This window comes from Mycobacterium sp. TH-M116, from assembly GCF_057473685.1.
In genome coordinates this window covers 1-14,525 of the sequence record NZ_JBYCLC010000272.1, presented here as the reverse complement: position 1 = coordinate 14,525, position 14,525 = coordinate 1, and the positions used below count along the sequence as shown (strand labels likewise).

The 14,525-nt window shown below is 70.7% G+C and carries 10 protein-coding genes and 1 pseudogene; all 11 read left to right on the top strand.

Annotated features, from left to right (window positions below; translation table 11 throughout):
* A pseudogene (locus tag AC2VOK_RS13670) lies at positions 1-200 on the top strand (hypothetical protein); the annotation flags it as partial.
* A 113-nt stretch (positions 201-313) separates the two neighbouring features.
* A complete protein-coding gene (gene argC / locus AC2VOK_RS13665; RefSeq protein WP_428900961.1) occupies positions 314-1,357 on the top strand; it encodes an N-acetyl-gamma-glutamyl-phosphate reductase in 1,044 nt (347 codons plus the stop codon).
* Positions 1,312-2,547 (top strand): bifunctional glutamate N-acetyltransferase/amino-acid acetyltransferase ArgJ, encoded by a 1,236-nt coding sequence (gene argJ, locus AC2VOK_RS13660; RefSeq protein WP_428900962.1) that lies wholly within the window; start codon positions 1,312-1,314, stop codon positions 2,545-2,547. The genes argC and argJ overlap by 46 nt, the downstream gene beginning before the upstream one ends.
* Positions 2,544-3,425 (top strand): acetylglutamate kinase, encoded by an 882-nt coding sequence (argB, locus tag AC2VOK_RS13655; protein WP_428900960.1) that lies wholly within the window; start codon positions 2,544-2,546, stop codon positions 3,423-3,425. The genes argJ and argB overlap by 4 nt, the downstream gene beginning before the upstream one ends.
* Before the next feature lie 75 nt (positions 3,426-3,500).
* Positions 3,501-4,697 carry an acetylornithine transaminase gene (locus AC2VOK_RS13650; protein WP_428900959.1) on the top strand — a complete coding sequence of 399 codons (1,197 nt, stop codon included), beginning with the start codon at positions 3,501-3,503 and terminating at the stop codon, positions 4,695-4,697.
* Positions 4,694-5,617 carry an ornithine carbamoyltransferase gene (gene argF / locus AC2VOK_RS13645; RefSeq protein WP_428900958.1) on the top strand — a complete coding sequence of 308 codons (924 nt, stop codon included), beginning with the start codon at positions 4,694-4,696 and terminating at the stop codon, positions 5,615-5,617. The genes AC2VOK_RS13650 and argF overlap by 4 nt, the downstream gene beginning before the upstream one ends.
* The gene (locus tag AC2VOK_RS13640) at positions 5,614-6,108 is read left to right on the top strand and encodes an arginine repressor (RefSeq protein WP_428900957.1); all 495 of its coding nucleotides are present in this window, start codon (positions 5,614-5,616) and stop codon (positions 6,106-6,108) included. The genes argF and AC2VOK_RS13640 overlap by 4 nt, the downstream gene beginning before the upstream one ends.
* 25 nt (positions 6,109-6,133) lie before the next feature.
* Complete coding sequence (locus AC2VOK_RS13635) at positions 6,134-7,330, top strand: argininosuccinate synthase (protein WP_428900956.1); 1,197 nt, start codon at positions 6,134-6,136, stop codon at positions 7,328-7,330.
* A 103-nt stretch (positions 7,331-7,433) separates the two neighbouring features.
* On the top strand, positions 7,434-8,849 hold the full coding sequence (gene argH / locus AC2VOK_RS13630) for an argininosuccinate lyase (RefSeq protein ID WP_428900955.1): 1,416 nt from the start codon (positions 7,434-7,436) through the stop codon (positions 8,847-8,849).
* Between the two features lie 118 nt (positions 8,850-8,967).
* Complete coding sequence (locus AC2VOK_RS13625) at positions 8,968-10,038, top strand: type III polyketide synthase (protein WP_428900954.1); 1,071 nt, start codon at positions 8,968-8,970, stop codon at positions 10,036-10,038.
* A 34-nt stretch (positions 10,039-10,072) separates the two neighbouring features.
* Positions 10,073-14,525, top strand: a 4,453-nt coding sequence (locus tag AC2VOK_RS13620; protein ID WP_428900953.1) for a type I polyketide synthase, incomplete at its 3' end; no start/stop codon positions are given.

The window sequence follows — 14,525 nt, the reverse complement described above, 5'->3', positions numbered from 1 at the left end:
ACGTCAGCGGCTATCCGGCGACCGTGAACGTTCCGTTGAACGGTCTTCTGGTTCCGGTGACGCCCTACACCGCGACGATATCGGGCCTTCCGCTTGGCGCATCGATCACCAGTACCGTCGGCGGCACCCCGCTCAGCGGCCTGGCCACCGGCCTGCTGGTCTACGCGCCCGCGCAACTGGCTCAGGCCATCACTCCATAGCCATCGTCACCGGACCCGGCCTCGGCGGCTCGGCTCCCGGACTCGTGTCCACCGCCGCGCGGGCAATCAGTATGGATTTGCAAAAGACTGCATAACCATGCAGCATTGCGGGAATGGCCGACATGCTGAACGTGGCGGTAGCCGGGGCCACCGGCTACGCGGGCGGTGAGATTCTGCGGCTGCTGCTCGGGCATCCCGCCTACGCCGACGGGCGACTCGCCGTCGGAGCGGTGACCGCCGCCGCCAGCGCCGGCAGCACGCTGGGTGAGCACCACCGGCACCTGACGCCGTTGGCGCAGCGGGTGGTCGAGCCCACGGACCCGTCCGTGCTGGCAGGCCACGACGTGGTGTTCCTGGCCTTGCCGCACGGGCATTCCGCGGCGCTGGCCGAACAGCTGAGCCCGCAAACCCTGATCATCGACTGCGGCGCGGACTTCCGGCTCACCGACGCCGCCGCCTGGCAGCGCTTCTACGGCTCCCCGCATGCCGGCAGCTGGCCCTACGGGTTGCCGGAGTTGCCCGGCGCACGCGAGCGGCTGCGCGGCGCGCGGCGCATCGCGGTGCCCGGCTGTTACCCGACCGCGGCGCTGCTGGCGCTGTGGCCGGCGCTGGCCGAGGGCCTGGTCGAGCCCGCCGTCACCGTCGTCGCCGTCAGCGGCACGTCCGGCGCCGGCCGGGCGGCCACGACGGACCTGCTCGGCTCGGAGGTCATCGGATCGGCCCGGGCCTACAACATCGCCGGCGCCCACCGGCATACCCCCGAGATCGCCCAGGGGCTGGAGGCGGTCGCCGGCCGCGACGTCACGGTGTCGTTCACCCCGGTGCTGATCCCGACGTCGCGCGGGATCCTGGCCACGTGCACCGCGCGCACCCGCGCGCCGCTGTCGCAGCTGCGGGCGGCCTACGACAAGGTCTACCAGGCAGAGCCTTTCATCTATGTGATGCCCGAGGGTCAGCTGCCCCGGACCGGCGCGGTGATCGGTAGCAACGCGGCGCACCTCGCCGTGGCGGTCGACGAGGCCGCCCAGACCTTCGTGGCGATCGCCGCGATCGACAACCTGGTCAAGGGCACCGGCGGCGCGGCGGTGCAGTCGATGAACCTGGCGCTGGGCTGGCAAGAGACCGAAGGCCTTTCGGTGGTCGGGGTGGCGCCGTGAGGGTGCTGCGCGAACAGGGCGTGACCGCCCCGGCCGGATTCCGGGCCGCCGGCATCGCCGCCGGGCTCAAGGCGTCGGGTGCCCGGGATCTCGCACTGGTCTTCAACGAAGGGCCCGACCACGCGGCCGCCGGTGTCTTCACCAGCAACAAGGTCAAGGCGGCGCCGGTGTTGTGGAGCCAGCAGGTGCTCACCACCGGGCGGCTGCGGGCGGTCATCCTCAACTCCGGCGGCGCCAACGCCTGTACCGGGCCGGGCGGCTTCCAGGACACCCATGCCACGGCGGAGGCCGTCGCCGCCGCGTTGTCGGAGTGGGGAACCCAGACCGGGGCCATCGAGGTCGCCGTCTGCTCCACCGGCCTGATCGGTGACCGGTTGCCGATGGACAAGGTGCTCGCCGGGGTACGCGACATCGTGCGCGAGATGGCCGGCGGCCTGTCCGGCGGCGACGAGGCCGCCCAGGCCATCATGACCACCGACACGCGCGCCAAACAGGTTGCCGTGCATCATCGGAACGATTGGACGGTCGGCGGCATGGCCAAAGGCGCGGGCATGCTCGCCCCGTCGCTGGCCACCATGCTGTGCGTGCTCACCACCGATGCCGCCGCCGAACCGGCGGCCCTCGAGGCGGCGCTGCGCTACGCCACCGCGCACACCTTCGATCGGCTCGACGTCGACGGCAGCTGCTCCACCAACGACACCGTGCTGTTACTGGCGTCGGGCGCCAGCGGAATCGCCCCACCCCAGGCTGATCTCGACGAGGCCGTGCTGCGGGCCTGCGACGACCTGTGCGCGCAACTGCAGGCCGACGCCGAGGGCGTCACCAAGCGCGTCGTCGTCACCGTCACCGGGGCCCCCTGCGACGACGACGCGCTCACTGTCGCACGCATGGTCGCCCGCGACAGCCTGGTCAAAACCGCGCTGTTCGGGTCCGACCCCAACTGGGGCCGGGTGCTGGCGGCCGTCGGCATGGCGCCGGTGTACCTGGACCCCGATCGAATTACCGTTTCTTTCAACGGGTCCCCGGTCTGCGTCGACAGCGTCGGGGTGCCCGGGGCGCGCGAGGTGGATCTGTCGGGGGCCGACGTCGACGTCACCGTCGACCTCGCGGTCGGTGACGGGCGGGCCGCGGTCCGGACCACCGACCTCTCACACGCTTACGTCGAAGAGAACTCGGCCTACAGCTCGTGAACATCGACACCCTGCCCACCCAGCTCAAGGCCGAGGTGCTCGCCGAAGCCCTGCCCTGGCTCAAGCAGCTGCACGGCAAGATCGTCGTGGTCAAATACGGCGGGAACGCCATGATCGACGACACACTCAAACACGCCTTCGCCGCGGACATGGCGTTCCTGCGCAACTGCGGCATCCACCCCGTCGTCGTGCACGGCGGCGGCCCCCAGATCACCGCCATGCTGCGGCGCCTGGGCATCGCGGGAGACTTCAAGGGCGGATTCCGCGTCACGACGCCGGAAGTGCTTGACGTGGCGCGGATGGTGCTGTTCGGGCAGGTCGGGCGCGAACTGGTCAATCTCGTCAACGCACACGGACCCTATGCCGTCGGCGTCACCGGTGAGGACGCCCAGCTGTTCACCGCGATCCGGCGCAGCGTCACCGTCGACGGCGTGGCCACCGACATCGGCCTGGTCGGAGACGTCGCCCACGTCAACACCGCGGCCCTGCTGGATCTGATTGCGGCGCGACGTATCCCGGTGGTTTCGACGTTGGCGCCCGACGAGGACGGCGTGGTGCACAACATCAACTCCGACACCGCCGCCGCGGCGCTGGCCGAGGCCCTGGGGGCCGAGAAGCTGTTGGTGCTCACCGATGTCGAGGGCCTCTACACGCAGTGGCCCGACCGGGAGTCGTTGGTCAGCGAAATCGACATCGCCACGCTGGCGCAACTGCTGCCCACGCTGGAGGAGGGCATGATTCCGAAGGTCGAGGCGTGTCTGCGGGCCGTCGCGGGCGGCGTGCCCAGCGCGCACATCATCGACGGCCGGGTCAAACACTGCGTGCTGGTGGAGCTTTTCACCGACGCGGGCACCGGAACCAAGGTGGTGAGCACGTGACGGCGACGATGCAGTGGGGGGACCCCCAGCCGCGCAGCGGCGAGGGGGACGCAGCGATGAACAGGAGCGGGACCGTTGATTAAGACGCGCACCGAGGAGATGCGACACCGCTGGGGCGCCGTCATGATGAACAACTACGGCACCCCGGCCATCGCCCTGGCCAGTGGCGAGGGCGCCACGGTCACCGACCTGGACGGCAAGACCTACCTGGATCTGCTCGGCGGCATCGCGGTCAACGTGCTGGGCCATCGGCACCCCGCGGTGATCGAGGCCGTCACGCAGCAGATGCAGACGCTGGGCCACACCTCGAACCTCTACGCCGCCGAGCCCGGCATCGCGCTGGCCGAAGAACTGGTCGCCCTGCTCGACGCGTCCGCGCCGGCCCGGGTGTTCTTCTGCAACTCCGGCGCCGAGGCCAACGAGGCGGCCTTCAAGGTGTCCCGGCTCACCGGCCGCACCAAGATCGTTGCCGCACAAGGCGGTTTCCATGGCAGGACGATGGGGGCGCTGGCGCTGACCGGTCAGCCGAGCAAGCAGGCACCGTTCGCCCCGCTGCCGGGCGACGTCACCCACGTGCCCTATGGGGACGCCGGGGCGCTTGCGTCCACGGTCGACGACGCCACGGCCGCGGTGTTCCTCGAACCGATCATGGGGGAGGGCGGCGTCGTCGTGCCGCCCGAGGGTTACCTGGCCGCCGCGCGTGACATCACCGCGCGGCACGGCGCGCTGCTGGCCATCGACGAGGTGCAGACCGGGATGGGGCGCACCGGAGCGTTTTTCGCCCATCAACACGACGGCATCACCCCCGACGTGGTGACATTGGCCAAAGGGCTCGGCGGTGGACTGCCCATCGGGGCGTGCCTGGCCATCGGCCCGGCCGCCGACCTGCTGACGCCGGGTCTGCACGGCAGCACCTTCGGCGGCAACCCGGTCTGCACCGCGGCGGCGCTGGCGGTGGTGCGGGTGCTGGCTGCCGAGGGCCTGGTCCGCCACGCCGAGATGATGGGCAAGTCGCTGCGTCACGGCATCGAGGCGCTCGGGCACCCGATGATCGATCACGTGCGCGGGCGCGGACTGCTGCTGGGCGTCGCGCTGACCGCGCCGCGCGCCAAGGACGCCGAGGCCGCCGCGCGCGAGGCCGGGTTCCTCGTCAACGCCCCGGCGCCCGACGTGCTGCGGCTCGCGCCGCCGCTGATCATCACCGAGGCCCAGGCGGACAGCTTCGTCGCCGCGCTGCCGGGAATCCTCGACGCGGCCGGGACACCGGCATGAGGCACTTTCTGCGCGATGACGACGTGTCGCCCCAGGAGCAGGCCGAAATCCTCTCTCTGGCAGCGGAACTGAAGAAAGATCCATTCAGCTGCCGTCCGCTCGAGGGGCCCCGCGGCGTCGCCGTGATCTTCGACAAGAACTCCACGCGCACCCGGTTCTCGTTCGAGCTCGGCATAGCCCAGCTCGGCGGGCATGCCGTCGTCGTCGACAGCCACGCCACCCAGCTGGGACGTGACGAGACGTTGCAGGACACCGCGAACGTGTTGTCGCGCTACGTCGAGGCGATCGTCTGGCGCACGTTCGGGCAGGAGCGCCTGGAGGCCATGGCCTCGACCGCGACGGTGCCGATGGTCAACGCGCTGTCCGACGAGTTCCACCCCTGCCAGGTGCTGGCCGACCTGCAGACGGTCGCCGAACGCAAGGGGGCGTTGCGCGGGCTGCGGTTGTCCTACTTCGGGGACGGGGCCAACAACATGGCCCACTCGCTGATGCTGGGCGGGGCCACCGCCGGCATCCACGTCACCATCGCCGCTCCGGACGGCTTCGTCCCGGACCGGGATGTGTTGTCGGCGGCCGAGCGCCGTGCGCAGGCCACCGGCGCGTCGGTGACCGTCACCACCGACGCCGAGACGGCCGCCGCGGGCGCCGACGTCCTGGTGACCGACACCTGGACGTCGATGGGACAGGAGGCCGACGGGCTCGACCGGGTCGGCCCGTTCCGGCCCTATCAGCTCGATTCGCGACTGTTGAGTCTGGCCGACACTGACGTCATCGTGCTGCATTGCCTGCCGGCGCACCGCGGCCAGGAGATCACCGACGAGGTGATGGACGGGCCGGCCAGCGCCGTCTGGGACGAGGCCGAGAACCGCCTGCACGCCCAGAAGGCGCTGCTGGTGTGGTTGCTGGAGCGGGCACGATGACCCGCTCGAAGGCGGCACCGGAGACCACCCGGGCCGGGCGACAGGCCCGGATCGTGGCGATCCTGTCGTCGTCGCCGGTGCACAGCCAAAGCGAGCTGGCCGCCCGGTTGGCCCGCGAGGGCATCGACGTCACCCAGGCCACGCTGTCGCGTGACCTCGAGGAACTGGGCGCGGTCAAGCTGCGCGGCGCCGACGGCGGCGTCGGGGCCTACATCGTGCCCGAGGACGGCAGCCCGGTGCGCGGGGTGTCCGGTGGCACCGCGCGGCTGTCGCGGCTGCTGAGCGACCTGCTGGTGTCGGCGGACGCCAGTGGGAACCTGGCGGTGCTGCGGACTCCGCCCGGCGCGGCGGACTATTTGGCCAGCGCGATCGATCGCGCGGCGCTACCGTACGTCGTCGGCACCATCGCGGGCGACGACACCGTCTTCGTGGCCGCCCGTGAGCCGATGACCGGCGCCGAGTTGGCCAGTGTGCTCGACAAGCTCACGTAAGCCTTTCAATCAAAGGAGTTGGTTCATGTCAGAACGCGTCATCCTGGCGTATTCCGGTGGCCTGGACACCTCGGTGGCGATCAGCTGGATAGGTAAGGAGACCGGCCGCGAGGTCGTGGCGGTCGCGATCGACCTCGGCCAGGGCGGCGAGGACATGGAGGTCATCCGGCGTCGGGCGCTGGACTGCGGCGCCGTGGAGGCGGTTGTCGTCGACGCGCGCGACGAGTTCGCGCAGGGCTACTGCCTGCCCACCGTGCAGAACAACGCGCTCTACATGGATCGTTACCCGCTGGTGTCGGCGATCAGCCGGCCGCTGATCGCCAAGCATCTGGTGGCGGCCGCCCGCGAGCACGGTGGGGGCATCGTCGCGCACGGCTGCACCGGCAAGGGCAACGACCAGGTCCGCTTCGAGGTCGGATTCGCCTCGCTGGCACCGGATCTCGAGGTGCTGGCGCCGGTCCGTGACTACGCCTGGACGCGGGAGAAGGCCATCGCGTTCGCGGAGGAGAACGCCATCCCAATCAACGTCACCAAGCGCTCGCCGTTCTCCATCGACCAGAACGTGTGGGGCCGCGCGGTGGAGACGGGCTTCCTGGAACACCTGTGGAACGCGCCCACCAAGGACATCTACGCCTACACCGAAGACCCGACCCTGAACTGGAGCACACCCGACGAGGTGATCGTCGGGTTCGAGCGCGGGGTGCCGGTGTCGATCGACGGCAAGCCGGTCACCATGCTGCAGGCGATCAGGGAGCTCAACGAGCGCGCCGGCGCGCAGGGCGTGGGGCGCCTCGACGTCGTCGAGGACCGCCTGGTGGGCATCAAGAGCCGCGAGATCTACGAGGCGCCCGGGGCGATGGTGCTGATCACGGCCCACACCGAACTCGAGCACGTCACCCTCGAGCGCGAGCTGGGGCGGTTCAAGCGCCACACCGACCAGCGCTGGGCCGAACTGGTCTACGACGGCCTGTGGTATTCGCCGCTGAAGACGGCGCTGGAGACGTTCGTCGCCACGACCCAGGAGCACGTCTCCGGGGAGATCCGGATGGTGTTGCACGGCGGCCACATCGCCGTGAACGGCCGGCGCAGCGCCGAATCCCTCTACGACTTCAACCTGGCCACCTACGACGAGGGTGACAGCTTCGACCAGTCGGCGGCCAAGGGCTTCGTCTACGTGCACGGGTTGTCGTCCAAGCTGGCCGCCCGCCGGGACCTGGCGTGACGGTTTCCGGGCGAGCAGCCCCCCGCCAGCGGGAGGTACCTGCGGCACATGCCCCCGACGCGCCGGGCGCAGCAGGGTATTTGCGACTGCTCGCGGCGGAGAAATGAGCACGCGCGAGGGGTCTTTGTGGGGCGGGCGGTTCGCCGACGGGCCGTCGGACGCATTGGCCGCGCTGAGCAAGTCCACCCACTTCGACTGGGTGCTGGCCCCCTACGACATCACCGCCTCCAAGGCCCACACCGTGGTCCTGTTCCGGGCCGGGCTGCTCACCGAGGAGCAACGCGACGGGCTGCTGGCCGGCCTGGACAGTCTCGCTGAAGACGTCGCCGACGGCAGCTTCGCCCCGCTGGCCAGCGACGAGGACGTGCACGCCGCGATCGAGCGCGGACTGATCGACCGGGTCGGACCGGATCTGGGCGGGCGCCTGCGCGCCGGCCGGTCACGCAACGACCAGGTGTCCACCCTGTTCCGGATGTGGCTGCGCGACGCGGCGCGCCGGGTCGCCGACGGGACACTGGGCCTCGTCGCCGCGCTGGCCACCCAGGCCGGGGCCCATCCGACCGCGATCATGCCCGGCAAGACCCACCTGCAATCCGCGCAGCCGGTCCTGCTGGCCCACCATCTGCTCGCGCATGCGCATCCGCTGCTGCGTGACGTGGATCGCATCGTCGACTTCGACAAGCGCGCGGCGGTTTCCCCGTACGGCTCGGGCGCGCTGGCCGGCTCGTCGCTGGGGCTGGACCCGGACGCCATCGCCGCGGATCTGGGCTTTTCCGCTGCCGCAGAGAACTCGATCGACGCCACCGCGGCCCGGGATTTCGCCGCTGAGGCCGCGTTCGTCTTCGCGATGATCGCCGTCGACCTGTCGCGGCTTGCCGAGGACATCATCTTGTGGAGTTCCACGGAGTTCGGCTACGCCAGGCTGCACGACTCGTGGTCGACTGGAAGCTCGATCATGCCGCAGAAGAAAAACCCCGACATCGCCGAGCTGGCGCGCGGCAAGTCGGGTCGGCTGATCGGCAACCTGACCGGGTTGCTGGCGACACTGAAGGCGCAGCCCCTGGCCTACAACCGCGACCTGCAGGAGGACAAGGAGCCGGTGTTCGATTCGGTGGCCCAGCTGGAGCTGCTGTTGCCGGCCATGACGGGGCTGGTGTCCACCCTGACGTTCGACGTCGAGCGGATGGCGGCCCTGGCGCCGGCCGGCCACACGCTGGCCACCGACGTCGCCGAGTGGCTGGTCCGCCAGGGTGTGCCGTTCCGTTCCGCGCACGAGGTCGCGGGTGGGGCCGTGCGGGCCGCCGAAGCGCGCGGCGTCGGCCTCGACGAGCTGACCGACGACGAGCTCGCCGCGGTCAGTCCCGAGCTGACGCCCCGGGTCCGCGAGGTGCTCACGATCGAGGGGTCGGTGTGCTCGCGGGACGCCCGCGGCGGCACCGCTCCGGTGCGGGTCGCTGAGCAGTTGGCCGCGATCGGGGCGGCCGGCGAGGACCTGCGGAACCGGCTGCGTCGTAGCTGAGGCGGTCGGTTGCTGTAGCGGCGGTTTTCCGGCCGTCGAAAACGCAGACTAAACTTCCTCATCGAGGGCTTCGGCCGAACCTTTCGGCCCTGACCCTCGTTTCCAGAAGGTGGGGCCTATGAGTGTCGTCGCAGGAGTGTGCGGTGCGTTACCGCCGTACCGCTACTCGCAGTCCGAATTGACCGATTTCTTCGTCAGCATTCCGGAGTTCGAGGGGTACGAGGACATCGTCCGGCAGCTGCACGCCAGCGCCAAGGTCAACAGTCGTCACCTGGTCCTGCCGCTGGAGCGGTACCCGAACCTCACCGAGTTCGGGGTGGCCAACCGGATCTTCATCGACAGCGCCGTCGACCTCGGATGCGAGGCCCTCGCGGGCGCCCTGGACGAGGCAGGTCTGCAGCCGCAGGACGTCGACGTGCTCATCACGGCGACGGTGACCGGTCTGGCTGTGCCGTCGCTGGACGCCCGGATCGCCGGACGACTCGGTCTGCGCGACGACGTGCGCAGAGTGCCTCTTTTCGGTCTGGGCTGCGTGGCCGGCGCGGCGGGTGTGGGCCGACTGCACGACTACCTGCGCGGCGCACCGGACGGTGTCGCGGCCCTGGTCTCGGTCGAGCTCTGCTCGCTGACCTACCCGGGTTACAAGCCGTCGCTGCCGGGCCTGGTCGGCAGCGCGTTGTTCGGCGACGGCGCCGGCGCGGTGGTGGCCGTCGGCGAGCGCCGCGCCGAACAGGACCCGCACCTCAGGGCCGGCGGGCCCGACATCCTCGACTCGCGCAGCCATCTGTACCCGGACTCGCTGCGCACCATGGGATACGACGTCGGCTCCTCGGGGTTCGAGCTCGTGCTGTCCCGGGACCTGGCGGACACGGTCCGCCAGTATCTGGCCGACGACGTCACGTCGTTCCTGGGCGACCACGGCCTGACGACGACCGACATCGGCGCGTGGGTCACCCACCCCGGCGGTCCCAAGATCATCGAAGCGATCACCGAAAGCCTGAACCTGGGGCCACAGGCCCTGGAACTGACCTGGCGCTCGCTCGGGGAGATCGGTAACCTCTCGTCGGCGTCGGTGCTGCACGTGTTGCGCGACACCATCGCCAAACCGCCGCCCAGTGACACTCCTGGGCTGATGATCGCGATGGGTCCGGGGTTCTGTTCCGAACTTGTGTTACTTCACTGGCACTGATGCGCCCGCTGAGCAGCATGAGGGCCTTGGATCGGTGAACAGCAGCCACGACGAGCTCGTCGGGGCCCTGCGTAAGACCCTGAAGGAAAACGAGCGGCTCAAGCGAGAGAACCGCCAGTATCTCGCGCTGGCCACCGAGCAGGTGGCGGTGGTGGGGATGGGTTGCCGCTATCCGGGCGGGGTGGATTCCCCGGAAGGGTTGTGGCAGCTGGTCGCCGCCGGCCGCGACGTGGTCTCCGACTTTCCCACGGACCGGGGTTGGGATGTGGCAACGCTGGTGGATCCCGATCCCGACGCGACGGGCAAGTCCTACACCCACTCGGGCGGTTTTTTGGCCGCGGTGGCAGATTTCGACGCCGCGTTCTTCGGGATCGCGCCCAGCGAGGCGCTGGCGATGGATCCCCAGCAGCGCCTGCTGCTGGAGGTGTCGTGGGAGGCGTTGGAACACGCCGGAATCGACCCGTTGACGTTGCGCGGCTCACCGACGGGCGTGTTCGCCGGGGTGTTTCACGGTTCCTACGGGGGCCAGGGGCGCGTACCCGGCGAATTGGAGCGCTACGGGCTGCGCGGTTCGACGCTGAGCGTGGCCTCGGGCCGGGTGGCGTACACGCTGGGGCTGGAAGGCCCGGCGGTGTCGGTGGATACGGCCTGTTCGTCGTCTCTGGTGGCGATGCATTTGGCGGCGCAGTCGCTGCGCTCGGGCGAGTGCGATCTGGCGCTGGCCGGCGGCGTCACGGTCATGGCGACCCCGGCGATGTTCATCGAGTTCAGCCGGCAGCGTGCGCTGGCCGCCGACGGTCGGTGCAAGGCCTACGCAAACGCCGCCGACGGCACGGGATTCTCCGAGGGCGCAGGGATGCTGGTGCTGGAGCGGTTGACCGATGCGCGCCGGCTGGGCCATCCGGTGCTTGCGGTGCTGCGGGGTACGGCGGTGAATCAGGACGGCGCCTCCAACGGCTTGGCCACTCCCAACGGCCCCTCGCAGCAGCGGGTGATCCGCGCCGCGCTGGCCAACGCCCGGCTGGGCACGGCCGACGTGGACGTGGTCGAGGGGCACGGTACCGGCACGACGCTCGGGGATCCGATTGAGGCACAAGCCCTTCTGGCGACCTACGGGCAGGGCCGCCCAGCGGACCGGCCGTTGTGGTTGGGGTCGATCAAATCCAACATGGGGCACACCTCCGCCGCGGCGGGGACGGCCGGGGTGATCAAGATGGTGCAGGCGATACGGCATGGGGTGATGCCCAGGACGCTGCACGTGGACGCACCGACGCCGCACGTGGATTGGTCGGCCGGCGCGGTGTCACTGCTCACCGAGCCGCGCCCCTGGCCCGCCGAGGGCCGTCCTCGGCGAGCGGGCGTGTCGTCGTTCGGGATCAGCGGCACCAACGCGCACGTGATCGTCGAGGAGGCCCCCGCCGGACCGGAAAGTCCCGTGCCCGGACGCACCGATGCGCCGGTGCCCTGGGTGCTCTCGGCGCGGACGGCCGAGGCGCTGACGAACCAGGCTGCGCGGTTGCTGGCACACCTGTCGGCCGACGCGGACTCCTCGGCGGTGGACGTGGGTTGGTCGCTGGTGTCGACACGGTCGCTGTTCGAGCACCGGGCGGTGCTGGCGGGGGCGGATCGCGGGCAGCTGATGAGCGGCCTGGCGGGACTGGCCGACGGTGCCCCGGGCGCGGGCGTGGCGGTCGGCCGGGCACGGCCGGTGGGCAAGACCGTGTTCGTGTTTCCCGGTCAGGGCTCGCAGTGGGCCGGCATGGGCGCCCAGTTGCTCGACGACTCAACGGTGTTCTCCGAACACATGACGCGCTGCGACAAGGCGCTCGGCGAGCACGTGGGATGGTCGCTGATCGACGTTCTGCGCGGCGCGCCCGGCGCACCCGGGCTGGACCGGGTCGACGTGGTGCAGCCGGTGCTGTGGGCGGTGATGGTGTCGTTGGCCGAGCTGTGGCGCTCGGTGGGCGTGACACCCGACGCGGTGATCGGTCATTCCCAGGGCGAGATCGCGGCGGCCTACGTGGCCGGGGCGCTGTCGCTCGAGGATGCCGCGCGGGTGGTGGCGTTGCGCAGCCGGCTGCTGGTGCGGCTGGCGGGCGCGGGCGGCATGGTGTCACTGGCCTGCGGCGCGGAGCGGGCGCTCGAGTTGATCGCGCCGTGGGCTGATCGCCTGAACGTCGCCGCTGTCAACGGTGTTTCGTCTGTGGCGGTCTCCGGCGAGCCCGCTGCGCTGGACGAACTGATGTGCCGTTGTGCGGCCGGCGACGTGCGGGCCCGCACCATCGACGTGGACTACGCGTCGCACTCGCAGCAGGTCGACGCGATCCGGGAGCCCCTTGCCGAGGCGCTGAACGGGATCGAGCCACGTTCATCGTCGGTAGCCTTCTTCTCGACCGTCACCGGCACCCCCGTCGACACCGCCGGACTCGACGCCGAGTACTGGTACCAAAGCCTCCGCCAGACAGTGCAATTCGAACGTGCGGTCCGCAACGCGCATGCGGACGGATACCGGGTTTTCGTCGAGTCCAGCCCGCACCCGGTGCTGATCGCCGGCATCGAGGACACCGTTGCCGAACGGGGCGACGCTGTCGTGGTTCCCACCCTGGGGCGCGACGACGGTGGCCTGGAGCGGTTCCATCTGTCGGTGGGGCAGGCGAACGTCGCCGGTCTGCGGGTGGATTGGCCCGCGGCGTTCACCGGGCTGGACGCCCGGCGGGTACCGCTGCCGACGTACGGCTTCGTGCGGCGCAGGTTCTGGCTGCCCGCGGGTTCGGCGGGATCCGATGTGGCCGCGGTCGGGTTGGCCGGTATCGAACACGGCGTGCTGGGTGCGGCGGTGGAGCGGCCCGACTCGGGCCAGACGGTGCTCACGGGCCGGCTCTCGCTGAGCGCGCAGCCGTGGCTGGCCGATCACGCGGTGGCCGGCACGGTGCTGTTCCCGGGTGCCGCCTTCGTGGAACTGATGTTGCGGGCCGGTGACGAAGTCGGCTGCCCGGTGCTCGAGGAGCTCACCCTGTCGGCGCCGCTGGTGCTGTCGGGGGGCGGCGGGGTGCGGTTGCAGGTCGTGGTGGATGCTCCCGGCGATTCGGGGTCGCGGGCGGTGTTGGTGTATTCCGCTGCCGCGCAACCTGGCTCGGAGTGGTCGCTGCACGCCGAGGGGGTTCTGGGGTTGGGTTCGGTCGAGCCGGCCGTGGATCTGTCGGTGTGGCCGCCGGTGGGTGCAGAGGCGTTGGATGTCAGTGGCGCCTATGACGGGCTGGCCGGGCGCGGTTACCAGTACGGACCCGCTTTTCGCGGCCTGCGGGCGGCGTGGCGGCGGGGCGACGAGATCTTCGCCGAGGTCGAGCTTCCACAGGACGCCGGTGTCACCTCGGGGTTCGGGATTCATCCGGTGGTGCTGGACGCGGCACTGCACGCGCCGGGAGTGGCGGGGGCGCAGACGAAGCTGGTGCTGCCGTTCTCGTGGCAGGGCGTGTTCCTGCATGCGGAGGGCGCCTCACGGGTCCGGGTGCGGGTGGCCGCCGCCGGGCCGGACGCGGTGTCGGTGGAATTGGCCGACCCGGCCGGATCCCCGGTGCTGTCGGTGCGGGAATTGGTGATGCGCCCGATGTCGAACGAGCGGTTGTCCCCCGGCCCGGTCGGTGCCGACGGCTTGCTGGAGGTGGTGTGGTCGCCGGTGCGGCCGCGCGGCAGCGATTCGGCCGACGGTACCGTGCTGTGGGAGTGGGCATCCGGCGACGAAGCGGTGCCGGCTTCGGTCCGCGCGGCCACCACCGAGGCGCTCTCGGTGTTGCAGTCGTGGCTGGCCGGTGACGGCCCGGGCATGCTGGTGGTGCTGACCCGGGGGGCGGTGGCACTGCCGGGCGAGGGGGTCCGCGATCTCGCCGGCGCGGCGGTGTGGGGGTTGGTGCGTTCGGCGCAGGCCGAGCATCCCGGCCGGGTGATGCTCGTAGACTCCGACGGCTCGGTGGAAGTGGGCGATGTAACCGGTTGTGGTGAAACGCAATTAGCGATTCGTGAGGGAGTCGTGTACGGCGCACGATTGACGCCGCTGGTGGTGGCGGCGGGTTTGCGGCTGCCCCCGGACAGCTGGTGGCGGTTGGCGCCCGGCGGTGGAGGCACCATCGAGGATATGGAGGTGCGGCCGTGCACGCCGGCCGGACCGGGTCCCGGGCAGGTGCGGGTGGCCGTCGGCGCGGTCGGCGTCAACTTCCGGGATGTACTGGTGGCGTTGGGGATGTACCCGGGTGGCGGTGACCTGGGCGTCGAGGGGGCCGGTGTGGTCGCCGAGGTCGGGCCCGGCGTGGACGGGCTGGCCGTCGGAGACATGGTGACGGGCCTCCTCGGTGTGGTGGGCCCGCAGGCCGTGGTCGATCAGCGCTCGGTGGTACGCGTGCCGCACGGCTGGTCGCTGACGCGGGCCGCGGGCGTGCCGGTGGCGTTTTTGACGGCGTGGTACGGGTTGGCGGATCTGGCCGGGCTGCGCT